Below are 24,648 nucleotides of genomic sequence, written 5' to 3'. Positions count from 1 at the left end.
TGATAAGGCTTACGATCGGCAAGAGTATATTTTTCATTAGCCTGATACATAGGCATCTGTTCTATACGTGTATAGAAAGCCTTGAGATCATAAGAGAATCCCTGAAAAAGTGCCCCCCTAATCCCTGCAAATATATCGTAAGGGGTATAAGTAGGACGTAGGTGTTGAGTAGGAGAAAGATATGGATTTTCAAAAGATTGCTCTCGGTAAGTCAGCTGTTCCAGATTACCTGTAATCCCTCCATAAGGTATAAGACTTTTTCCTGCTACATTGTAGGAAAGTTCTATATCAGGGAAAACCTTAATCTTCCCTCCCTCTCCGTTGTTCTCCTTAGCATAATAAGCCCCCATTCCGAGCCTAAGACTATAATTAGCAGAAGAGCGCACATAAGCAGGTCTTATACCTAAGAATGCTGACTTATAAGTAATCTCAAGAGGGGAGGCAAAAGCACGATCAAAACCTCCTTGTAGATAATCCACATCGGTTTTTATATAGAGAGTTTTCCCTTCGTTGAAAGCAACCCTGAAAGAAGGACGCAGCTTGAGCTGTATCTCTCCACTTTTGAAATCATCTTTGGCTCCTTGTACAAAGAAATCTACCCCTTCGAAGATTCCCTTAGTCATGGAAAAGTCTCCTGCTATTCCTCCTGTGAGGTAATTTTGTCTAAGAGACTCTGAGATAGGCAGTAGTGTCTTATCCTCCACTCCATACCAATGAGAAAGCCTATGTACTACATTGGCTGAAAGACTATATTGGTAGGCTTGTCCCCAATAGCCATAAGTTGCTTGTGCTTGGATATGAGAAAAATTACTATCTGTCTCTACTTCTTTTACATTGTCCTGAGAGGAGTGGTGCGTAAAATCCACAGACAAATCGGAAGTAGCTGTAAAAGGTATCGAAAGGAAAGCATCTCCGTATATGGAAGCATAATTACCTCCTGCCAAGGCTACATAGGACTGATAAAGGCTATCTTTAGCAGCTGTAACGGGGATACGTACTGCCTTTCCCTTTTCTGGTACAAAGGTAGAGGCCACAGGAATAGACTGTGAGGAATAAGTAACCTGTTTTTTGGCTACTGTAATACTATCTTTCTTTGGGGTCTCCTCCGCTGCCTTTTGTACATCGGCTATGGTAGGGGTATAGGGTTTCACGATATCCACCGAGATAGTACCCAACTTGTCCTGTGCATGAGCCACTGCAGCAAAAAGCGTAAGCGAAAGAACAGATATATTATATAATACTTTCATCATCAATTATTTGTTAGATTTCTTTTCATTTGTTTTTATCAATTTCATAGCTTCTTGGGCTTGTGAAATCACCTCTGGGTAGTCCTTGAAGTTCTCCAATACGCTATTGAGAATATAGTTGGCCTGATATTGATCATTGAGTCCGTGGAAGTTCTTAGCCATTAAGACCAATCCCTTAGCAGCAAACTCCTTATACCCTCCATATTCCTTCGCCAATTTCTGTACCACTTCATTGGATTTCTTGTACTGTTTGGCTTTGTTCTTAAAGTAAGCATCATAATAAAGCGCTTCCGCCATAAGGGCATCGGTAGCACTCTTACGCAACAGAGCGTACTCCTTCTCTGCTTCCGCCTCTGCCCCTGTTGCCATATAAGCCCGTGCCAAAATCACATGGGCATCACTCTTAAGGCGCTCCTCAGCTGCTTTCTCTGCCAATATTTTTTGGGCATAGGCTATCGCTTGAGGGTAATCTTTCTGCTTGTAGAAGCTTCTCATCAGGTTAGAGCGCGCAAATATGACATTCTGTAATACAGGTGAGGTACTTTCTAGTTCCTTAAGCAAAGGAAGTACTTTCTCTGTCTCCTCCTTTTCTAAGTAAATATGGCTAAGCCTCAAGAGTACTTGTTCGGTATATTCATTGCGGGCTTCCTGAAGTATTTTTTCATAGAGAGGGCGGGCTTTGTCCTTTTGGTTATCCTCAAAATAAAGCTGTGCCAAGTAGAAGCGTGCTTGAGAGGCGTTGGCTCCCTTGGGGTAATCCTTCAGATATTTCTCCAAAGCTGGCTTAGCCTCCTGCTTTTTATTCTGTACATAGAGGCGTTCGGCGGCATCAAAGGCGGCGCTATCGAGTTCACTATCGGAAACCTTCACGTAACCTAAGCCCTTAGCCCAAGCGGCATATTCCTCCATTTTTCCTTGTTCGGCATAGATATTCTTAGCTGTACTTACCGCCTGTAAGGCTTCAGGAGAGGAAGGATATTTCTCTGTAATTTTCTTGAACATAGCCAAGGCCTTTTCATTTTCATTTTTGTTATAGAGCATAAGACCTTCTCGGAGCATGGCACGTACTGTATAGGTTCCATCCTTATACTGGGTTTGTAGTGTATTATAGAGTTCTGAGGCTTTCTCAGGTTTTCCTTGATTCACATAGGTATTGGCCAATTCGTAAAGTGCATCCTCCCTGAGATTGGACTGAGGATAATCCTTGATAAAGTCATTGAGTGCTTCTATCTTCTTAGGCACCCTATCCACTATACCATAGCTAATAGCCTTTTGGAACGCTGCATAATCAGTATTGGTGGCTTTAGCTGCAATTACCTTGTCATAAGCCTCCATAGCAGGCCAATATTTCCCTATCGCGAAGTTACAATCCCCCAAGCGTAGGTAAGCATCGGAAAGGCGTAAGGATTCAGGGTGCGTTTCTATATATTTGGTAAAATATTCTGCTGCTTCAGCATATTTTTTCTGATTAAAGAATGCATAAGCCAATCCATAGAGTGCTTTGGGATACTCTGCAAGAGAGGTTTGCCCCAACTGAAGGAAATCCTGAAAATCCTTTTGAGCTTCTGGGTAATGGTGTAACTGGTACGCTGTCTCCCCACTCCAATAAGTAGCCCTTGCCTGAAGAGCTGCATCGGCCTTGCTCTTTTTTGCTTGCCCAAAGTAGGGCAATGCCTCCTTGAAATTACCATCACCATAGAGCTGCATAGCATATAAGAAAGCTACTCGCTGGTGTATCTTAGGATCTGCCGTAGCGGATTTCTCTAACAAATCCAATGCCTCACGATAACCTCCTGAGGTGATATAAGAATCCACCAAAAGACCTTTAAGCTCCTCGGTATGGCTATTGGGATAGGTATCTATATAGGATTGAATCACCTTAGGAGTGGATTCGTAAGCATTACCTATATCATAACTCAGGCAAGCATAGTTCAGGTGTGCATCCTGCTTTATGGCAGGAACAAAATTCATCTGATAGGCGTTGCGAAAGGCATTGAGCGCCTGTTGCTTTTGGTCTGTTTTTAGGTAACACTGTGCCAAGTGGTAATAGGCATTCTGTGCCACCTCATTCTTGCCATTGATAATGCGATTGAACTGACCTATAGCCTTTTGGTACTCCCCTTGCTTGTAGTAGGCAAACCCTAGGTAATAGAGGTCTGTATTGGTATAAGCTCCATTCTTCCCCTTGTAAGCCTCCAAGTAAGGAATGGCTTTGGTGTATTCCTTAAGGTTGAAATAACTCTCCCCTATAATCTTGTTAATCTGAGAACGGTACTGAGGGTTATTGGTCTTTTCCAACTGTAGAAGCCCCTCCTGCAAGGCTTTTTGAAAATTACCTTGCTTGAAGTTCATATCTGCCTGATAATAGGACAGATTTTTATTAAGTTCTTTTTCCTCACCCACTTGTTGGAAAAAGTCATTAGCCTTTTGATAATCATCGGCATCATAGGCAATATACCCTAGATAGTAAGCTGCTTTCTTCCCATATTCTTTGGAGTTCTTCACTTGAGAAAGATATTGCTGAGCCGTTTCCTTGTCTCCGTGAGCAAAAAGAGCATATCCGTATTGGAAATCAAATTTTTCTTTTTGCTTGTTTGAGAGAGTAGGTATTTCCACCTTGTCATACCATAGAATAGCCGTTTTGGTATCTCCTTTGTCAAAATAGTAATCCCCTACCTCAAGGTTGGCTTGGGCAGCATAGGAAGAAGTAGGATAATCCTTCAAGTATTGTGTCATAAGTCTGTCCGCTCCCGATTGCCTTAGGCGAATAGCTGCCGAAGCAATATAGTAGCTACACAATTCCTTATCGGACAAAGTAGTAGCCTTGGAAAGCTCTTGCTTGAAAAGATGTTGGGCGGCCTTATATTGCTGTTGTTGGTAGAGCGAGCGGGCTTTCTGCAAACGAGCATCCTTATCCGTATAGCGTGCTGTACGCTGTGCCCATAGGGAGCCTGTAAAGAGTAGTAAAGCCAACAGGGGTAATGTTCTATATGTCATCGTCTGTATTTTAGTAATTAAATTCTAATCTCATGTGATCACAAGTGGGGTGTGCCTGGCAGGTGAGTATCTTGCCTTCTTTGACCTCCCTTTCTATCAGTACTTGGTTGTTGTCCATCTCGGCACTGCCTTCGGTTACCTTGCCTATACAGCTACTACAAGCCCCTGTAAGGCAGGAGTAGGATACATCCAAGCCTTTGGCTAGCAGTTCACTGAGTATATTTTGTTTACGCTCTATGGTAAAGGTCTTTTCCTCTCCGCCTATGCGTACTGTAATCTCGGTAGTTCCTGTGTACTGCTTCTTGCTATCGGTTACGGTAAATAGTTCGGTATGGATTTTCTTCTTGTCATAATCCTTCTGCAGGCTATCCCTTACAGCCTCCACCATGGCTTGTGGTCCACAGATATAGAAACGACCAAAATTCACTTCCTTATAGGTTTCCTTAAGTAATTGTTCCACCATAGGTGGGTCTATATGTCCTGAAAGCGCCCCCTCCTGCTGAGTCTTACTATACACGTATTGTACCAAAAGTCTATCGGGGTACTGTGCCCTAAGTGCTTCAATATCTGTAAGGAACATGGTAGTTTCAGGTGTTCTGTTCCCATAGACCAAAAGAATCTTGCATTGGGTCTTCTCCAGTGCCACCTTGATAATGCTTAGCATAGGGGTAATACCACTCCCTGCGGCAAAAAGCCCCAAGTTCTCTGGGGAGATTTCTGGAATATAAGCAAACTTCCCTTCTGGAGGAAAGACCTCCAACTGGTCACCCTCCTTGAGCTGCTGACAAGCAAAAGTAGAAAAACGACCATTGGGTATCTGCTTGATACCTACGCTGAGCAGCGGCTCATAAGGAGACGAACAGATAGAATAGGCACGCCTTACCTGCTCTCCATTTATCTCCTGTTGCAGGGCTACAAACTGTCCTGCAAAAAAATCAAACGAAAAACGATCCTTCTGAGGAATCTCAAAAGATATTTTTACCGCCTCCGCTGTCAAACGCTCTATCTGTGAGACGGTCAAAGAAACTGATTTCATTCTTAATTATTATACTATTTGTTTAATAAAAATTCCCCTGTAATAATGTTTAATTTTATGTTCTTTTATACTAACAAAATCTTCCGCTACCTCAAGTGTAGGCTTATAAGCCATTTTTATGTTATAAGCCTTATGGGTAGAAGCCCATTTTTTCTTTTGATAATGCAAATCCGATTTGTATGTTTTATCAGCAATAATACTGTCATTCCTAAAGAAATAAGTAGTAATCTGATACCAGTATTTTTCCCAAATCTTTACATATCTTGCTACTTTTCTGATATTTATCCGCTGAGCAAGGGTATCATGACAATAATCATATCCCCGTATTACTTGTGCATTTCCTATGGTTACAAGCCATAGGCATGCAAAAAATAGTATTTTCTTAGTTCTCATTTTTTTCTTCTAATTTATTAGTAATCACCTCATTCAAATAAGGGGAGAGTAATCTCCATTGCTATGACCATTACATTGATACTATTCACTACCTAATACGAGTCTTCAATATTAATACTATCTCTAACAGGAATAGGAATTTTTTCTTTAAGATAACTATGTTCTCTTTCAAATTCCCCTTTAGCATAAGAAGCATAATGAACATCCTTAAAAAGAAACTTCCCATCATATGCATCAATATAATAAGCACACCAAGGGTGGTATTCTCCACGAGACCTAAAGCTTAATAGATAGACATATTTATCTCCTTCTTTTCTCTTCTCTATAGAAAAATATGAATAGATCCCAAAAATATTTACGTCAAGAGATCGAAGAACAATATCTCTTAGCTGCTCTATACTTATAAAGTAATGATCATCCATAGAAGTCGTTTTTATAAGCTTCCCTTTTGAATTAAAAGTACGAAAAGGACCTATTTCACAACCATCCAAATAAAACTCACTCTCTAACAAATGACCTTTCTTGTCATAATACCTTTCTGTCCTAAAAAAATTCCCACCCCAAGGATAATCTTCTGCTCCAAAAAAAGTAACCACCCTTACCCTTCTTTCTTCTGAATTAGAGGGGTAAAACTCAATATAATTTTTATCACCAAAATCATCCTTCATTGAAAAATACTTCTCTATTTTGCGATAATGCCTGTCTATTTTCCTTTTGTATTTTTCTTCTTCTATATCCCTATAGTATTTTTCCCAAATCTTTACATATCTTGCTACTTTTCTGATATTTATCCGCTGAGCAAGGGTATCATGACAATAATCATATCCCCGTATTACTTGTGCATTTCCTATGGTTACAAGCCATAGGCATGCAAAAAATAGTATTTTCTTAGTTTTCATTTTTCCCCTATTTAAAATTACTATATATGAAACAATTCTGCACAACTAAGATATTTCCTTAAGGGAATAGCTATTTTCTCTTTGGGGAAATGTTCCAGAGAATTACTACATTCTTTGGTTCCTTTTTCATCTTTATAAAGAATTTTCCCATCATAAGCATCTATATAATAAGAACGAGCTATACCACTTTCAAAAATCACACAAGTAAACTGATAAACAAGTTTTCCTTCCTCCTGCTGGCGGCTAATCTCATACCTCATCCCCATAGAATCATCATAACAATTAAAAATATCTAACTCAAGAAAAGAAGATATAATAGCTTGTAACTGATTGACACCTATATAATAACCTTCTCCAACATATTCTTTTTGTATTAGGGCTCCTTTTTCATTATAGTAATAAGTAGCATCCACTATACAATTCCCTATATAAAAAGCCTTAGATATTAAATCTCCTTTTTTATTAAACTCCTTTTTTATATAGATAATAGAATCTTTCCCCCCTAAGTATTTAAAAACAACAAAGAAATCAGGATTATTATTAGCGTAATCCTCTACAATATAATTCCCTTGTTTGTCATAAGAAGTAAGGAAGTCTCTTTTCTCTAAGAAATCAACATTTTTATTTCTCTTTCTTATTTCCTTTTTTATTCTTTGAGTATCCAAGTGCTCCATAAGAGTATCCTTAGAATAATCATACCCTTTTATAATCGTCTGCGAATGACTTATCACAGGAAATAAAAGACATAAAATAAGTAATCGTTTCATTATTTTTGTAATTCCTTGAGCATTATTTCAAGAACTCTCCAAGGAAGCTCCATGAAAGAGAATCCCTATCAGCATGGGCATTAATTATCGAATAGTACTCTTTTTCCTTTTTCTTGGGGTAAAATAGTACCCTTATCATATACCAAATGACCATTGACGAAAGTATAAGCCACTTTGTAGTCAAAGGTAGTGCCTTCCAAAGGTGACCAACCACACTTATAAAGGATATTCTCCTTTGAGACCTGCCAAGGGCTATGCTCTGCTACACAAGCAATATCGGCATAATAGCCCTCACGGAGGTAACCTCTGTCTTGTATCCTAAAGAGAATAGCAGGGTTATGGCACATCTTCTCCACCAATCGCTCCAGAGGTAGCCCTCTCTGTTGGAACATAGTCAGGGCTGCTACCAAGGCATGCTGTACTAAGGGTGCCCCTGAGGGGATTTTTTGATATTCCTTCGCTGCCTTTTCTTCCAAGGTATGGGGGGCATGGTCGGTAGCTATCACATCGATGCGATTGTCCAAAAGTGCCTGCCAAATAGCCTCACGGTCTTCCAAGGTCTTGACTGCAGGGTTCCACTTAATCAGTACGCCTTTTTGGTCATAATCTTGGTCGGTAAACCAAAGGTGATGGATACAAGCCTCGGCGGTAATCTTCTTTTGATTGAGTGGCAAGCTATTGTCCAAGAGTTCTGTTTCCTTGGCAGTGGATAAGTGGAAAACATGGAAGCGTGCGCCCGTTTGCTTAGCCAAAGCAATAGCTCGTGAGGAAGAGAGATAGCAAGCTTCCGCACTACGAATCAGTGGGTGACACTTTACAGGAATTTCTGCTCCATAGAGGGACAGGTAATGCTCCAAGTTATGACGAATCGTTTGTTCATCCTCACAATGTGCTGCAATTAGGGTGGATACATTTCTGAATATCGTCTCAATCGTCTTCTCGTTATCCACTAACATATTCCCTGTGGAAGAACCTAAGAAGAGCTTCACTCCTGCGGTGTTCTTGGGATTAATGCGCTTAAGCTCCTCTATATTGTCATTGGTACCACCGAGCAAGAAAGAAAAATTGGCCAATGAAGTACGAGCAGCTGTGGCAAACTTGTCCTCTAAGGCGGCGATAGTAGTGGTTTGTGGTATGGTATTGGGCTGGTCAAAGAAAGTGGTAGTACCCCCTGCTACTGCGGCAGCACTCTCTGTAGCGATGGTTGCCTTATGCGTAAGACCAGGTTCACGGAAATGCACTTGGTCATCAATGACTCCAGGGAGTACCAGCATACCCTCAAGGTCAATTACCTTTTGGGCTTCTTTGGCCGAGATATCCGAAGCTATCTTAGCAATACGTTCATTCTCAATGAGCAAGTCTGCCTCTTGGATACGATGATCCGAAATAAGTTTACCGTTTTTTAAAAGTGTTTTCATAATTATCACGATTTCAGTCGCTATCATGCAAAGATAACGGCGATGCAAAGATACATATTTAACTGAAAAGGGAGAAGTGAAAAATGAAAAATTAATCTTTTTCATGAATTTTTAATCATTATTTTGTATCTTTGCACTTAAAAAACAAATTAACACCTATCACTATCTCCCTTACCTCAGAGTAGCTATTCCCTATTGATTGGTACGAATCATCAAAAAATATGAAATCACGCAATAAACTTAAAATAGTAAATGACCCTGTATATGGGTTTATCCATATCCCCAATGCCTTTATCCTTGACCTAATAGAACATCCTTATTTTCAGCGACTTTGCCGCATTTCACAGATGGGACTTTCCTACTTGGTATACCCTGGGGCAAGACATACGCGCTTTCATCATGCCTTGGGCTGTATGTTCCTTATGCAACAGGCCTTACAGACCCTTCGCTATAAGCAGGTAGAGATTACCCCAGAGGAGGAAGAAGCCTTATATATCGCTATCTTGTTGCACGATATAGGACATGGTCCCTTCTCTCATGCGATGGAACATAGTATCGTAGAGGGCATCTCCCACGAGGAAATTTCCTTGGCATTCATGGAAGCACTCAATAAGCAGTTCGAAGGACGATTGTCCTTAGCCATTGAGATTTTCCAGAAAAGATACAAGAAACAGTTCATGAACCAACTCGTTTCCAGTCAGTTGGATATGGACAGACTGGATTACCTCAAGCGTGACAGCTTCTATTCGGGGGTAAGTGAAGGGAATATCAACTCCCAGCGTATCATCGCTATGCTTACCGTAAAGGACGATACCCTAATTGTAGAAGAAAAAGGAATCTACTCCATAGAGGAGTTTCTGGTAGCCCGCCGACTGATGTACTGGCAGGTATATCTGCATAAGACAAGTATAGGCGCCGAATTTGTCCTTGTAAAGCTCTTAGCAAGGGTCAAAGAACTTACCCAACAGGGGAAAAAGCTCCCTATGACTACCGCCTTACGCTTTTTTGTGGAAAACCATATCACCAAAGAGACATTCGACACTCATGCCTTAGCACTTTTTGCTCAATTGGACGATTATGACATTATCTCAGGTCTCAAAGAATGGCAACATGGGGATGATTGGGTCTTGGCGAAGCTAAGTCAGATGATTCTCAATCGAGATTTGCTCCGTGTAAGGCTCTACAAAAGTCCCATAGAGAAAGAAAAGGTACAAGAACTCCTACAAGAAACAGCCCAACAACTGAATATCTCCGAAGAGTTGGCACGGTACTTTGTTTTCACTGGAGAGATTTCCAATACCGCCTACCGCAAGGATGAGCAGAATATCCTTATCTATACCAAAAACAACAAAATCATAGATGTTACCAAAGCCTCCGACCAAATGAACTTGGATGCACTGGCTACTAAAGTGACCAAATACTACTTATGCTCACTTAAGTGAAGCACGAAAAGTGAATAGTGAAAAAGTGTCTTATGAAAAATTTTTCATTTTTCACTATTCTCTATTCACTTTATTTCGTACTTTTGTCCCCTTGAATAAATAAGAATCAAATGAATCCATCAGACGATTTTATAGGTGAAAATCACCTCAGTACGTCGGCTAAGACCCCTTTGCGAGCCGATGCTTTTTCTCTTTCCGATGAGGAAAAAATCGCTCGTATCCAAAAATCTATGGCTGATATTATGGAGACACTTGGGCTTGACCTTACCGATGATAGTCTCAAGGGTACCCCCCTAAGGGTAGCCAAGGCTTATGTAAAAGAGCTTTTCGGAGGCCTTGATCCCAAACGCTGTCCCAGTTCTTCTACCTTTGAAAACAATTACCACTATGGGGAGATGCTCATAGAAAAGAATATTGTCCTCTACTCCACTTGCGAACATCATTTCCTACCTATCGTAGGACGTGCTCATGTAGGTTATATCTCCAACGGACGCGTATTGGGGCTGTCCAAGATGAACCGTATTGTGGATTATTTTGCCCGTCGCCCTCAAGTACAGGAACGCCTTACTATGCAGATTGTTCAGGAGATGCAGCGTATCCTAGGCACCGAAGATGTGGCTTGTGTGATTGATGCCAAACACCTCTGTGTGAACTCCCGCGGTATAAGGGATATAGAAAGTAGTACCGTAACAGCCGAATACGGCGGTAAGTTCCAAGACCCTATTGTAAGAAAAGAGTTCTTGGAGTATATCAAAATGGAAACAAAATATTAGTGGTTAGTGATTAGTAGTCAGTGGTTAGAACTAACTACTAATCACTAACAGCTAATCACTAACAACTAACAACTAACAACTAAAATTTGAACTACTTAGACGAACTTAATGAGGCGCAGCGGGCGCCTGTGGTACATAAGGATGGGCCTGTAATGGTCATCGCTGGTGCAGGCTCTGGGAAGACGCGTGTGCTGACCTATCGCATCGCTTACCTTATGCAGCAGGGGGTAGACCCGTTCAACATCTTAGCGCTAACCTTTACCAACAAGGCTGCGCGGGAGATGAAGGAGCGTATTGGGCGCATCGTGGGACCAAGCGAGGCGCGCAACTTATGGATGGGTACCTTCCACTCTGTTTTTGCGCGTATCCTTAGGGAAGAAGCTGGCAAATTAGGCTTTCCGAGAGACTTTACCATCTATGACCAACAGGATTCCCACCGACTCATATCAGCCATTATCAAGGAAATGGGCTTGGATAAGGACGTCTATAAATACAAACAAATCGCCTCGCGCATCTCCTCCTATAAGAATAACCTCATTACTGTAAAGGCTTACTATGAGAACCCTGAATTGCAGGAGGCCGATGCTATGGCTAAGCATCCACGCTTGGGTGATATCTATCGCAATTATGTAGATCGCTGTTTTAAGGCAGGAGCTATGGACTTCGATGACCTGTTGCTACGCACCAATGAACTGCTGAATGTCTTCCCTGAAGTCTTGGCGAAATACCAACACCGATTCCGCTATATCTTGGTAGATGAGTATCAGGATACAAACCACTCCCAGTACCTGATTGTACGTGCCTTGGCCGATAGGTTTCAGAATATCTGCGTGGTGGGAGATGATGCCCAAAGTATCTACGCTTTCCGTGGGGCAAACATTGACAATATCTTTAATTTCCAAAAGGACTACCGCAATGTAGGTGTTTACCGTTTGGAACAGAATTACCGTTCTACTAAAAACATTGTAGAGGCAGCCAACAATGTCATTGAACATAACAAAGCCCGCTTGGAAAAGGTAGTATGGACAGCCAATGAAAGCGGTAACCTTATCAAGGTACACCGCAGCCCTACCGATGCCGACGAAGGACGCTTTGTAGCTGGAACTATCTTCGAAGAGTCCATGCAGCACCAGCTCTCCTATGGAGATTTTGCCGTGCTCTATCGTACCAATATGCAATCCCGTGCCATAGAAGATGCCTTGCGCAAGCGGGATATCCCCTACCGTATCTATGGGGGACTATCCTTCTATCAGCGTAAGGAGATCAAAGACCTCTTGGCCTATTTCCGCTTGGCTATCAATGAGAATGACGAAGAAGCCCTCCACCGCATCATCAACTTTCCTGCCCGTGGCATAGGCGATACAACTATGGAGCGACTTACCCTCTGTGCCAATGAGTTTAAGCTACCTATCTTTACCATTATCAAGCAGTTAGACCTGATGGACTATGGGCTTAAAATCAATAGTCCTACGCGTGTGCGTCTGCTGGAGTTTGCCCACATGATTCAGAGTTTCCGTATCATGGTGGAAACACATGATGCTTTCTCTTTAGCCGAGCATATTGCCAAGCGTACAGGGATCCTCAATGAGTTCAAGAAAGACGGTACTCCCGAAGGTATCGAACGCCTACAAAATATAGAGGAACTCCTCAATGGTATTCGTGATTTCGTGGAAGGACAAAAAGAAATAGAAGAAGCCACAGGCTCCTTGGCAGAGTTTCTGCAGGATGTCGCTCTCGCCACTGACCTTGACAAGGAAGTAGAGGATGATAATCGCGTGTCACTTATGACCATACACTTGGCTAAGGGGTTGGAGTTCCCATACGTCTTTATTGTGGGTATGGAGGAAGACCTTTTCCCCTCGGCACTGAGCCAAAATACCCGTACTGAAATGGAAGAGGAGCGCCGACTTTTCTATGTGGCACTTACTCGTGCTGAAAGGCAGGCCTACCTAACTTATACCGAAAGTCGCTATCGCTGGGGTAAGCTCATGGATGCCGAACCTAGCCGCTTTATAGAAGAAATAGAAGATCGTTACTTAGAATACCTCACCCCTAAGGACAGCTATCGTTACCGACCATTGGTGAATATAGATGCTTTTGCCCCTGTGGATAAGAGCAAACTACGCCAACAGAAGCCCACCAACAGCCCTCCTCCTGCCTATAAGAAGCCCAATGAAGAACAGCTCAAGAAGCTCCGCCTACAAAAACCTGAACAGGCCAAACCTGTAGCCACGGGAGATATACCCGAAGTAGCCGTAGGCAATACAATACTACATGAGCGTTTTGGCAAAGGAGTAGTTATAGATGTAGAAGGTAGTGGTGCTGACCGCAAGGCCAAAGTACGATTCGAAAATGGTGGAGAGAAAACACTGATACTGAGGTTTGCCAAATTTAAAGTCCTTTAATCTTACCAATTTTTCTTGTAAAACAAAAAACTATGAAAGATATAGCCCAAGAAGAGAGAAAGATCTATGCCCTCTTTGATAATGATACTATAAGAGTATACCAAGCATATAATGCTGAGATAGCGGAAGAAGCACTAAGATTAGGAACCTTTGGACCACATTTTAGCTTAACGAGAATGACCTGGATCAAGCCTTCCTTTCTATGGATGATGTACAGATGTGGATGGGCTGAAAAAGAAAATCAAGAAAGAGTCTTAGCTATTGACATCAAAAGAGAAGCCTTTGATGAAATTGTTAGAAAATCGGTACTTTCTTCCTATAAAGCTGACTTAGGTATCACAGAGGAACAATGGAAAGAAGAAGTCAAAAATTCATTGGTAAGATGCCAATGGGATCCTGAAAGAGACATCTATGGAAAACCAATAGGTAGAAGGTCTATACAACTTGGTATCAGAGGAACTTTTGTGGAAAAATATGTAAATGAATGGATTGTAAAGATTACTGATATCACCGAGGAAGTCAAAAGAATAAAGCAACATATTGACAAAGGAACTTTTACTAAAGACCTCCTACCTAAGGAACAAGAGTATATAATCCCATAAAATTCTTCCACCTCTAAAAAATCCCATTATGAAAAAACTATACATATTATTACTTATGCTATGCTCTTTAGGGCTGGCATGGGGGCAGAAAAGCCTCTCCTGTGATGAAGTGCTTATCAATAGGACTAAAGGCACTATCTCTTTCTATACCCAAAAGAAAGAGGGAACTTACAGAGAAGTATCTCTTACATTTCCTATGGCAGAGGGGTACAAAAAAGGAGAAATTTTCAGGGCTTTCACCCCTACATGGAAAGAAAAAGAATCGGTTTCTCATGATGCCATTTACTTCCCTACTGAGGATAATGTCATTCGCTTAGAGGATATACGTCCTGCTTCTTTGGAAGAATTCTTAGGAAAGAAATACTACCTATATAAGGGCGAAGAGGAAGCCGCTTTTTTTTCTTTTATCAGTCCCTATACTGCACAAATAACAAAATTGAAATATGGGAAAAGTTGGCCCTTAGGTAAATACGTATCCTACCCCGATGATTCAGAAAAGAAATGGCGTATTGAGGAGATACAACACTATGCCCTATTTGTATTGGATATGGGACACCAAAAGAAAATATATGGACTAATAGGTCTGAATACTAGCGAAGATGTACATCTGCTTGTTCCCCTAAAGGATCAAACCCATTTCCTTAATTATCATCCCTATTATTCTCCCTATTCCAATAGATTTTTCTTCTCAACTTCTTTAGAAGAAAATCCTGAAAATAGGCCTGCCGACCTTCGTAACAATTTTCATCATTTCTATCTGTACGCTTATTATCATACCATTCCTTGCGAAGATGGTAAAAAAATGCTGATAAACAGATTAGGAGATGCTGTTTTAGAAAAGAACTATGATTCCATAAGGATAGAGCGCCACTTTATTATTGCTAAAGATGGAAAACAGACCGATATCTATAACGCTTTTCTTGAAAAACTCAACTTAGGTGATGCAAAAGGAGCCTACCTTGTTCATGGAAATGATATATTACAGGTACTCAATGAAAAAGGCATCCATTACTATAACCCTATAGGAGAAGAAGTTTCCCCTGATGATTTCCATTCATATGTACCTTGTGGGAACCCGAGTATAGGAAAATATGAGATTGAATACAAACTCCTGAAAGGAAAGAATTGTTTTTCCTTGGAAGAGACCCTATACCCAGTAGGCTATAATGTTAAGAAGGAAGTCAAGAAGAAAGCAACTTATCAGCTTAAAGGTACGCTCCCCTCTGACAAACTATCTATTTTGGATACCCACGAAGGAAGTCTCTATATCAAAGTAGAAAGAAACCAAAAAGAAGGTCTTTACGAATACAAAATCCCTAACATTGGAGATAGATGGACTCTAGAACGCTCTGATGGCAACTACGATGCCCATGAACTCATTGCTCCTATTTTTGATAAAATCGGGGAGAATAACTACTTTCTTTTCTATAAGAATGGAAAAGTAGGCCTCTATCCTCAGAAAGAAGCCTCCTATAAAGAATTAATCTATGAGCGCTATGGCAACTTCTATAGGTTCAAAAAAGGTAGAAAAAAAGGCTACTTAGATGTTCATACCGTTGAGGAATTTTATGAGTAATTAGGAAGATTGATTCCTCTGAACCTTGAAGATCTATACAACTTGGTATCCGAGGAACCTTTGTAGAGAAATATGTAAATGAATGGATCGTAAAGATTACTGATATCACGGAGGAAGTCAAAAGAATAAAGCAACATATTGACAAAGGAACTTTTACTAAAGACCTCCTCCCTAAGGAACAAGAGTATATAATCCCATAAAATTCTTCATCCTAAGAGAAATTCACCTATAATTAGAAGAGGGTATTTTGCCTTTTTTAATTATCTAAAGAATCCATAACAATACTGGTTTCTTGCTTTGCTGAAGTAGAGGATCCAAAAGCTCCATAAAAGCATTGGAAACAGCAGGACATCCCCAACTTAAAGGGCTATAATCAGGATAAATCTCACTATCGGATACTGCCTCCCAAGAATGTAATACAATCAATCGTTTTTGTGCATTGCTATTACTCTCTTCCAGCCCTTCTAACCAATATTTTACCTTAATCCCCCATGAACTATAATCACGCTTCCCTATTTTATATTTCCCCTTGGCAGAACAATGACTATCGACTTGATTACTATATTGGGCTTTTTGAAATTTATCAGGATTGGAGGAAAACACATCACAACTACCATGAGTAACTAATTTCTCATAGAGATTTTTTTTCTGCTTGAAGTCGTATACAAAGAACCGATTTTTGCCCGAATGCAACCTCAAATCAATTAGGAAATAGAAATCTTCATTCATCTTATGAGCCTTACAATAGGCTAAGGCAATTGAGTGCTGAGTAGTATAATCCTTAGGTAATTCTTGAGCTCCCACTTGTTTTCCTTGCTGACAAGCAATACAAAACAACAATCCTAAATAAAAGAAAAAGTTTCTATTCTTTACTTTCCTTTTTTGTAAAAACATGTTTATCATTATTGATTTAGTAAGATTATCTTATATTACCAAGTTTTTCAAAGGACCTCCAATGCTTTTTTGTAGTAACTAACCCCTATTTCTTCATATAATTAGTATATTCCCCGCTAAGGCCGCAAGTCTCTAAAAGCTGGGCAAGTACCTTATCCATTTCGAAGAGGGCTTGGTAGCACTTGATTTCAATAGAAGCTAAGTATAGGTTGGCATCGGCTACATCGGTGGAAGAGGACAGTCCTTCGGAGAAGGCTTGGTTGCGTACTCGTACCAATTCACGGGCAAACTCCAAACTCTCTTGTAAGCTTTGTAGCTGCTCACGCTGCTTTTCTATCTCGGTATAATGTTTCTTGACCAAGGTCTGTACATCCTTTTCCGCCTGAGCGGTAAGTAGTTCTACTCCTTCACGTTGTGCTTTGGCTTGGGCTATCTTGTTCTTATCAGAGAAACCATTGAAGATATTCCACTGGAGCCCTACCCCCACTACCCAATTATCAGGTTCTGTAAGGGGAAGGTTCTTTGACCAAAGATATTTTTTCCCAATAAGTGCCACATCAGGTAAGTAAGCAGCTTGTTGTGCCTTAATATTCTGCTCGGTAAGCTCCTTTTTCAAATGTGCTTGTACAATAGCAGGATAGTTTTGCTTGGCTTGGGCTTGGTAATAGTCAAGTCGTTGTAAGGGAGCTACCTCAAAGAGAGGTGAGGAAAGGGTTACTAGGGCATTCGTCTCCTCCCCTATCACTCCAAAGAGTGCTGTTTGTGCCAGCTCTATATCTTTCTGACAAGCGAGTACCTCTCGCTGGGCATCGGTAACAGCTTTCTTAGCCTGCATAGTCTCCACTGGAGCTACCATGCCATTTTTCTCGAGCTTCTACGCATTGGAATAATGTTGCTCGGCTGTTTGTAGGGCTTTCTGTCTTACTTGCAACGCCTGTTGAGCGAGTTGCACTTGGAAATAACGCTCGGCTAATTCGGAAATAAGCATATTTTCCGTTTTTTGGCTTTCTACCTTAGCTATTTCATGATTGAGCTGACCTACCTTATTACCTACACGTACCTTACCCCCTGCAAAGAGCACCCAGCGAAGGTCGGCAGAAACCTTCCATATATCCTGCTCCTGAAACTGATAACGCCATTCTTGAGCAAAAAGAGGCTGTAACCTACCCATCATTTGGGTAAATACAGGAGCTAACATAGGACGCATAGGGGCAGGAATAGTACTCCCCATTTGCCCTAAGTGTGCTTGTATAGGTTGCTTATACTTATCAAAACTCAAGGAAAGCGGATCACTTAGGTGTGCATAGCTAGCATTAAGACTCAGTTGGGGCAAGTACAAGCCCTTATAATTCTTTTCTCCATAATAAGACGCCTCTGTTTGCTTTTCCATGCCTTTGAGCTTCTGGTTAGCCCCACGCATACGCTCCAAAGCCTCTGGAAAAGAGAGCGATTGGGCAAAAGAAAAACTGGTTAAGCAGAGAAAAACAGTGGTATAAATACGCTTCATTTTCAATAGGTTTTAAGGTAAATAAATTTGCTTTCGTTCAGCGTGCAAAATTATAATAGTTTCAGCAAAAAAAGTACTTTTATCAGCACTAAGTTTTTAAGATAGATTAAAAATTAACTTCCTTTCCCTGCGCGAATCACACTAAGGGTTTGTTGGGTAATGCCTAAGAAAGAGGCTACATGCCCTAGTGGCACTCTCAGTAGTATTTTAGGATAATTCTTCAACAGAAAGTCATAACGCTCTTGCGCTGTCTGGAACTTAATGGAATAGATCCTATCCGACAGGTTCTTAAGAAAAGAAATAAGCAGCATACGCATAAAAAGCTCCAACTTAGGATGGCTGTTAATGAAGGCTTCCACTTGGGCAAATTCGGCCACACGTACCTTACACATTTCCAAAGCCTCCAAACCAAAAGGGTTGGGATTGTGAAAGTAAATATTCTCTATGGAAGTATAAAAACTATTCTCTGCATAGAATGCATGGGTAATATCCTTTCCGTCCTTGGTATAGAACTGGCGAACAATACCTTCTTCTATATAAAAGACCTCTTTGGAAAGGCTTCCCTCCTTAAGTAAGAGGCTGTATTTCTTATATTCTCTATGCTCAAAAAGCGTATCCAAGAGTTCTAGCGTCTCATTTTCTATATGAGTTTGCTCGTGTATATAATCTATAAAATTCATAGGGCAAAGATACAAAATATATACTTAGGTTTTTAATACTTCATAGAAGTTTTTCTATATCAACTAGCAAAAAACACCTATGGTTAACTCATATTTCTTTTGCTCAAAGATGAAAAAAATCTTATCTTTGCAATTCAAATTTTCTTTCTATGAAAAAGTTCTTTTATAGCGGTATTTTTCTGCTTCTTGCCGCTTGTAACAGTGGAAAAGAAGCCGTAATGACCTATTCCAGTATCAAGGAAAAGAGTAATGATTTCCTTTTAAGTGGAAAGCTCTTCTCTTGCCTATATCACCAGCAAGCAGCTGAGTATGATGCGCTATGCTATCAAGCATATAATTTGGCTCGCCTACGGCTGGATGAAGCCCTTAGCAAAAAAGGAGATAAACCATTGGCTATTATTACTGATATAGATGAAACATTCCTCAATACCTCCTATTATGTAGTTGGGATGACTGAAACAGGCATAGATCATAGCAAGGATTCATGGGAAAAATGGACTGCTAAGGCAGAAGCAACCCCATTGGCTGGTGCACTAGATTTCTTCCAATATGCTGATAGTAAAGGGGTAGCTATCTTCTATGTCACCAACCGTTATACCAATGAAAAGGAAGGCACTATAAAGAATCTTAAAGCTTATGGATTCCCTATTCAAGAAGCTAATCGACTTGTTTTTCGCAGTGGAGAAAGAAGCAAAGAAACCCGCCGCTTGGAAATTGCTAAAAATTACGACATAGCCCTATTCTTGGGGGACAACCTAGCCGACTTTGACAAAGATTTTGACGCACATTCTGCTACGGAACGTGCACAAGCTACCGCGAAAAACCAACAGAATTTCGGAAAGAAATATATTGTACTTCCTAATGCGTTCTATGGTGAATGGGAAAATGTTCTTTATGACAACAAAAACCTATCCTTGAAAGAACGCAAAAATGCTATCTTGAAAGTACTTAAGAATAAACCTACCCAATAGTTTTCCTTTACTTTTTCATCAAAAGAACTGTGTCCTTATTTCATTATGAAATAAGGATAGGGTTCTTATACCCATTTATGTAATTCATATTATGCAAAGAAAAATCAGCTTACAAGATTAAAATTAAGGAGTAATGACTAGATTCTGATGCTGAATCACTGATAACACCTATTAACATTCACTTTGTATCAGTTTTAATTTTAATTTAACTTATAATTAATGCTTGTATTACATAGAAATATATATTTTTGTATTCTCAAAAAACCTATTTTTTCAGAATGAGACTAAAATATATATTTAGCAGTTTGTTCTTTGTCTTTATTTCTTATGCTCAAAAATCCGAAGCTCTTTCACAGGAGCGATTCATAAGCAATGGCAAGATGTATGCTGCCCTTTTCCAACAGCAAGCAGCTGAGTATGATGCGCTATGCTATCAGGCTTACAACATAGCTCGATGGCGATTGGATGAAGCCTTGTCCAGACCCTCAGATAAGCCTATTGCTATCGTATCGGATATAGACGAGACTTTCATGAACACCTCCTACTATGCCGTAGAATGTGGCAAGAACAGTACTGAATTTCAGTACAAAACTTGGGAGAAATGGACAGCCAAAGCCGAAGCAACTCCACTGGCAGGAGCCGTTGAGTTTTTCCAATATGCAGCTCAAAAAGGTGTAGAAATATTCTATGTAACCAACCGAAAAGAGTCCGAACGTGAAGGCACTACACTGAATATCAAGCGCTACAATTTCCCTTTCCAAGGAGATGATCACCTAATATTCCGTACCGCTGAGAGGAGCAAGGAGAATCGCCGTATCAATATTGCCAAGAACTACCATATTGTACTTCTTTTAGGAAACAACTTAGCCGATTTTGACAAGGATTTCGATGTACTCACACCAGAAGGACGCTGCAAAGCAGTAGAGAAAAACCAAAAACAGTTCGGTTCAAAATATATCATACTACCCAATACCTCTTACGGAGATTGGGAGAATACTATTTACGGAGAAAAACAACTCTCCTTGAAAGAACGCAAAGATCTTATCCTAGATATCCTCAAGGAAAAGCCCACTAAGTAATTCATTTATCCCTATATTCTTCGAAGGTTTCTTCTTTTTACAAGGAGAAACCTTTATTTTTTAAGAGTCTTCCACTAAAAAATTTAACTATTTTTTGACTCCATTTTTCACCACCTATTTATAAAAAAACGTATATTTGCACATAAAGTAATCTCTAAATTCTTTTATTATGAAAATATGGGTTTTATTATATAAAATGCAAACTGAAAAGCGCTATCGAGGTTGGAAATTTTTCTTTGATTGGGTTTTCCTTCCTTTGTCTATTTTGGGTATTAGTTTGATAGGAAATCCTTACTTCCCGAATCTTTCTTTTTCAAGCATCTGTATTGCAGCTGCTTTCGCCTTTTTCACTTGGTGGTGGGCATACAAGTACTTCATAAAGGAAAAGAGAGAGCAAAAAATAGAAAAAAAATACAAAGAATACTTGAAATCTCAACACTCCTCTAAATCAGAAATTTAAGGAGGATTGAATTATTTTTTGCCCGACAAAAAGAGGCTACTTTATTAGGTAAAAGTAGTCTCTTTCTGTTTTTATTAAGAATAAAAAAATGTTTTCACAACCTATCTTGGTATGCTTTTTGCAGGTCTTAGTATTAGATTTCTTCCCACAAATGATTATCTGTTAATGGCAAATTAACTCATCGGCGCAATAGTAAATCAAGTTAATCATGAAAAAATATTTAATTTTAGTAATGGCCTATATCCTCTTTGGATTATATGCCTTTCCTGCTATCGCACAAACAAAAAAAATGAACACTAAAGAAATCTATTTTGCAGGGGGATGCTTCTGGGGAACAGAACATTTCCTCAAACAAATTCGTGGAGTGATCTCCACAGAAGTGGGCTACGCCAATGGAAATGTGGCCAACCCTACCTACAAACTCGTATGTCAAGGCAATACCCAGTTTGCCGAAACAGTCAAAGTGGTCTATAACCCTTCCGAGGTATCCTTATCCTTACTTATTGACCTCTATCTAAAGACAATAGACCCTACTTCACTGAACAAACAAGGCAATGACAAAGGTTCTCAGTACCGCACAGGAATTTATTATAAGGATAAGGCTGATGAACCTATCATAAGGCAACAACTTACCAACCTTGCCAAGGGATACAGCAAACCCATAGTAGTAGAGAACCTACCACTAAAGAATTTCTATACAGCTGAAGACTACCACCAAGACTATTTAGACAAAAATCCACAAGGCTATTGTCACCTCTCCCCTGCTCTATTTGAGATGGCACGCAAAGCCAACCCCAAGAAAGCTACTCCAAAGACAAGCTACACGGTCAAAGATAAGACTACCCTCAAAAAAGAGCTAACCCCTATGCAGTATGAGGTTACCCAGAATAGTGCTACCGAACCTCCTTTCCGCAATGAATATTGGAACGAAAAGCGTGAGGGTATCTATGTAGATATCACCACAGGAGAACCGCTTTTCTCCTCAGCCGACAAGTTTGAATCAGGTTGTGGTTGGCCGAGCTTTACCAAGCCTATTGACAAGAAACTCATCAAGGAACACCTTGACAAGTCTCATAATATGATTCGTACTGAGGTCAGAAGTCAATTGGGCAATGCTCACTTAGGCCATGTCTTCCCCGATGGTCCCAAGGACAAGGGAGGACTACGCTACTGTATCAATAGTGCCTCCTTACGCTTTATCCCTAAAGAAGAAATGGAGAAAGAGGGGTACAGCCTTTCTCTAATAGAAAATAATAAAGGCAAAAAGTAAAAGATAGGAGATAAGAACTATTCTCTTTTCATTGTTCACTATTCCAGATTTTCCAAGCTGCCTCAGCTTGTAGGACAAGCATCGGATAGCCATTGAGAATGGTAGCTCCTTGTACTTCTCCCTTAGCAAGAAAGGTAGTTTTTTTAGGGTTATAGATAAGGTCATACAAGAGGTGTTCCCTCGTAATCCATTGATAAGGAATAGGAGGGAATTCCTCTGTTTTAGGAGATGTCCCCAAAGGGGTAGTATTGACAATAAGGGAATGGCTCTGTATAACCTCCTTTGTAAGTTCATGATAAGAGAGCGCCACAGTCGAGGCTTCACGAGAGACGAGCTGGTAAGGTATTCCTAGCTGACTAAGGGCAAAAGCCACTGCCTTACTAGCGCCTCCTGTACCGAGAATCAGTGCTCTATTGTGATGAGGTTTTAAGTAAGGAACTAAGGAGTCACGAAAGCCTATATAATCTGTATTATACCCCTTGAGCTGACCTGAGGAGCCTATTTTAATAGTGTTACAAGCCTTAATGGCTACAAGTTCTTCGCTCTGCTGGTCAAGCAAAGGAAGCACCGCCTCCTTATAGGGTATGGTTACATTCATTCCAACAAGGGTAGGAGTAGCATGAATAAGCGCAGAAAGCGCCTCTATGGTAGGAATATCAAAGTTGATATACTGACAATCGATGATTTTTTCTTGAGCAAATTTCTCTGCAAAATACCTTCGGGAAAAAGAGTAGGATATATTGCGCCCCACTAAAGCAAATGTTTTCATAGTTTTGAGTTCTGAATTTTGAGTTCTCTATTCACTCTCTCGATAAGTATCGTCATCTCCTTCGAGTAATTGTAGATAACTTTTGTAGCGACTCCAATGGAGCTTATCCTCATCAAGCGCTTGCTTAACCGCACATTGAGGTTCATTCAGGTGTAGGCAGTTATGGAATTTACATAGGTGCTTAAGCGCAAAAAACTCTGGGAAGTAGTCGGCTAATTCCTCTCTATCAAAATCCACTACTCCTAAGCCCTTGATTCCTGGGGTATCAATGATGCGAGCATCAAAATCTAAGTCATACATCTGAGCAAAGGTAGTGGTATGTTGCCCCTGCCCATGTTGCTCGGAAAGGGGTTGGGTCTTGAGTTGTAGGGAGGGAGAAAGCGCATTAATAAGGGTAGATTTTCCTGCTCCTGAATGTCCTAAAACCATGGCCGTTTTCCCTTCCAAGTGTGCTTTGACTTTGTCTATATTTTTGCCTGTGTGTGCTGAAATCCCAATACACTCATAGCCTATATCGCGGTACATATAAGCCAAATATTTTACTTCGTCCAGCTCTTCAGGCATGTAAGTATCCACCTTGTTAAAGAGCAGTACGGCGGGAATGCTATAAGCTTCTGCTGTTACTAAGAAACGATCAATAAAGGCCGTGTAAGTAGTCGGATTATTGAGGGTTACCACAAGAAAAGCCACATCAATATTGGCAGCAAGAATATGAGTTTGTTTGGAGAGGTTTACCGATTTGCGAATGATATAGTTATCCCGAGGGTCTATCTCAGTAATGACCCCCTGCCCCTTGGTCTCGGACAGATGAAAACAGACGCTATCACCTACGGCTATGGGGTTGGTATTTTTTATTTCCTTAAGGCGAAATCTTCCTTTGAGACGACACTCATAAAACTGCTGGTCTTCTCCCTTGACCAGATACCAGCTTCCTGTGGATTTGTATACAATTCCTTTCATAAGAAGTGAATAGTGAATAGTGAATAGTGATATGCTTTTCACTCTTCATTTTTAGAGTTGCAAAGATACAAAAAAAGCAATAAGTAAGATACTTATTGCTTTTTAAATCATGAAAAACCATTCATTTACGCTTCTGCGTTTGTTTCAGGAACCCATTCGTTGCAGAGCATCCCTTTAGCAGCATGTGATTTGTTGGCACATGTAGGTGTGTTGTACTTTGCACATGAAAGGCAGTCTACTTCACCTTGAAGACTTGGACGCATATTGAAACTGTCACAAGTGTGTTTTGTTTCTACTTTGGTTTGGTGAAGTTTGCATACATTCTCTGCTGTCAAATTTTCGCAATTTACACAGCCGTTTACTAATCTAATAGCCATAATTTCTTCTTTTTAGTGTTAATAATCTGTCGTTGTTTTCTGGGTGCAAAATTACAACGAGATGTTTTTAGAAACAAAATAAATAACTCATTTTCAGCAATATGTATTTTGAATAAGTAAAAATTA

The 24,648-nt window shown here is 40.3% G+C and carries 21 protein-coding genes and 1 pseudogene; 10 read left to right on the top strand and 12 right to left on the bottom strand.

Translation table 11 applies throughout. The annotated features are described in order from the left end of the window. The 7 genes from Q0625_RS03905 to Q0625_RS03875 all read right to left on the bottom strand — a co-directional run. The coding region (locus Q0625_RS03905) for a TonB-dependent receptor (protein ID WP_298823613.1) at positions 1 to 1,250 on the bottom strand (1,250 nt) is incomplete at its 3' end. 3 nt (positions 1,251 to 1,253) lie between these two features. Beyond that, positions 1,254 to 4,244 carry a tetratricopeptide repeat protein gene (locus Q0625_RS03900; protein WP_298823611.1) on the bottom strand — a complete coding sequence of 997 codons (2,991 nt, stop codon included), beginning with the start codon at positions 4,242 to 4,244 and terminating at the stop codon, positions 1,254 to 1,256. Positions 4,245 to 4,254: 10 nt separating this feature from the next. After that, positions 4,255 to 5,280, bottom strand: coding sequence for a ferredoxin--NADP reductase (locus tag Q0625_RS03895; RefSeq protein ID WP_298823609.1), 1,026 nt, complete (start codon positions 5,278 to 5,280; stop codon positions 4,255 to 4,257). 9 nt (positions 5,281 to 5,289) lie between these two features. Continuing rightward, a complete protein-coding gene (locus Q0625_RS03890) occupies positions 5,290 to 5,673 on the bottom strand; it encodes a hypothetical protein (protein WP_298823608.1) in 384 nt (127 codons plus the stop codon). A gap of 92 nt (positions 5,674 to 5,765) precedes the next feature. Beyond that, positions 5,766 to 6,572: a PepSY domain-containing protein gene (locus Q0625_RS03885; RefSeq protein ID WP_298823606.1), complete on the bottom strand. Its 807-nt coding sequence runs from the start codon at positions 6,570 to 6,572 to the stop codon at positions 5,766 to 5,768. 20 nt (positions 6,573 to 6,592) lie between these two features. Next, entirely contained in the window at positions 6,593 to 7,339 is a 747-nt protein-coding gene (locus Q0625_RS03880) for a PepSY domain-containing protein (protein ID WP_298823604.1), read from the bottom strand. A gap of 80 nt (positions 7,340 to 7,419) precedes the next feature. Beyond that, positions 7,420 to 8,757: a dihydroorotase gene (locus tag Q0625_RS03875; RefSeq protein ID WP_298823602.1), complete on the bottom strand. Its 1,338-nt coding sequence runs from the start codon at positions 8,755 to 8,757 to the stop codon at positions 7,420 to 7,422. Between the two features lie 221 nt (positions 8,758 to 8,978). Here Q0625_RS03875 and Q0625_RS03870 point away from each other — a divergent pair, with 221 nt between their 5' ends. The 6 genes from Q0625_RS03870 to Q0625_RS03845 all read left to right on the top strand — a co-directional run bounded on the left by Q0625_RS03870 (position 8,979) and on the right by Q0625_RS03845 (position 15,755). Next, entirely contained in the window at positions 8,979 to 10,199 is a 1,221-nt protein-coding gene (locus Q0625_RS03870) for an HD domain-containing protein (protein ID WP_298823600.1), read from the top strand. Positions 10,200 to 10,309: 110 nt separating this feature from the next. Then, positions 10,310 to 10,972, top strand: coding sequence for a GTP cyclohydrolase I FolE (gene folE, locus Q0625_RS03865; protein ID WP_009642501.1), 663 nt, complete (start codon positions 10,310 to 10,312; stop codon positions 10,970 to 10,972). Between the two features lie 86 nt (positions 10,973 to 11,058). Then, positions 11,059 to 13,377: a UvrD-helicase domain-containing protein gene (locus tag Q0625_RS03860; protein WP_298823598.1), complete on the top strand. Its 2,319-nt coding sequence runs from the start codon at positions 11,059 to 11,061 to the stop codon at positions 13,375 to 13,377. Positions 13,378 to 13,409: 32 nt separating this feature from the next. After that, complete coding sequence (locus tag Q0625_RS03855; protein WP_298823597.1) at positions 13,410 to 13,979, top strand: DUF4291 domain-containing protein; 570 nt, start codon at positions 13,410 to 13,412, stop codon at positions 13,977 to 13,979. 28 nt (positions 13,980 to 14,007) lie between these two features. Beyond that, positions 14,008 to 15,555 (top strand): hypothetical protein, encoded by a 1,548-nt coding sequence (locus Q0625_RS03850; protein WP_298823596.1) that lies wholly within the window; start codon positions 14,008 to 14,010, stop codon positions 15,553 to 15,555. Between the two features lie 35 nt (positions 15,556 to 15,590). After that, entirely contained in the window at positions 15,591 to 15,755 is a 165-nt protein-coding gene (locus Q0625_RS03845) for a DUF4291 family protein (protein WP_298823616.1), read from the top strand. Positions 15,756 to 15,819: 64 nt separating this feature from the next. On the opposite strand, the gene Q0625_RS03840 is transcribed toward Q0625_RS03845, so the two are convergent. The 3 genes and pseudogenes from Q0625_RS03840 to Q0625_RS03830 form a co-directional block, all read right to left on the bottom strand. Beyond that, positions 15,820 to 16,449: a murein L,D-transpeptidase catalytic domain-containing protein gene (locus tag Q0625_RS03840; RefSeq protein WP_298823594.1), complete on the bottom strand. Its 630-nt coding sequence runs from the start codon at positions 16,447 to 16,449 to the stop codon at positions 15,820 to 15,822. 85 nt (positions 16,450 to 16,534) lie between these two features. Beyond that, a pseudogene (locus Q0625_RS03835) lies at positions 16,535 to 17,956 on the bottom strand (TolC family protein). A 113-nt stretch (positions 17,957 to 18,069) separates the two neighbouring features. Next, complete coding sequence (locus Q0625_RS03830) at positions 18,070 to 18,636, bottom strand: Crp/Fnr family transcriptional regulator (protein WP_298823592.1); 567 nt, start codon at positions 18,634 to 18,636, stop codon at positions 18,070 to 18,072. A 149-nt stretch (positions 18,637 to 18,785) separates the two neighbouring features. Here Q0625_RS03830 and Q0625_RS03825 point away from each other — a divergent pair, with 149 nt between their 5' ends. From Q0625_RS03825 to msrB, 4 genes are all read left to right on the top strand, one after another. Then, entirely contained in the window at positions 18,786 to 19,607 is an 822-nt protein-coding gene (locus tag Q0625_RS03825; protein WP_298823590.1) for a 5'-nucleotidase, lipoprotein e(P4) family, read from the top strand. A gap of 278 nt (positions 19,608 to 19,885) precedes the next feature. Next, positions 19,886 to 20,686 (top strand): 5'-nucleotidase, lipoprotein e(P4) family, encoded by an 801-nt coding sequence (locus Q0625_RS03820; protein ID WP_298823588.1) that lies wholly within the window; start codon positions 19,886 to 19,888, stop codon positions 20,684 to 20,686. A gap of 169 nt (positions 20,687 to 20,855) precedes the next feature. Continuing rightward, positions 20,856 to 21,146, top strand: coding sequence for a hypothetical protein (locus Q0625_RS03815; RefSeq protein WP_298823587.1), 291 nt, complete (start codon positions 20,856 to 20,858; stop codon positions 21,144 to 21,146). 232 nt (positions 21,147 to 21,378) lie between these two features. Next, complete coding sequence (gene msrB / locus Q0625_RS03810; protein ID WP_298823614.1) at positions 21,379 to 22,416, top strand: peptide-methionine (R)-S-oxide reductase MsrB; 1,038 nt, start codon at positions 21,379 to 21,381, stop codon at positions 22,414 to 22,416. Positions 22,417 to 22,444: 28 nt separating this feature from the next. On the opposite strand, the gene Q0625_RS03805 is transcribed toward msrB, so the two are convergent. Further along, on the bottom strand, positions 22,445 to 23,185 hold the full coding sequence (locus tag Q0625_RS03805) for a shikimate dehydrogenase (RefSeq protein ID WP_298823586.1): 741 nt from the start codon (positions 23,183 to 23,185) through the stop codon (positions 22,445 to 22,447). Between the two features lie 27 nt (positions 23,186 to 23,212). Further along, a complete protein-coding gene (gene rsgA, locus Q0625_RS03800) occupies positions 23,213 to 24,145 on the bottom strand; it encodes a ribosome small subunit-dependent GTPase A (RefSeq protein ID WP_298823584.1) in 933 nt (310 codons plus the stop codon). Positions 24,146 to 24,648: the final 503 nt, after the last annotated feature.

This window comes from uncultured Capnocytophaga sp. (assembly GCF_938029845.1).
Lineage (GTDB): Bacteria > Bacteroidota > Bacteroidia > Flavobacteriales > Flavobacteriaceae > Capnocytophaga.
The sequence above is the reverse complement of the archived record's forward strand: the minus strand, read 5'-3'. Positions and strand labels throughout refer to the sequence as shown.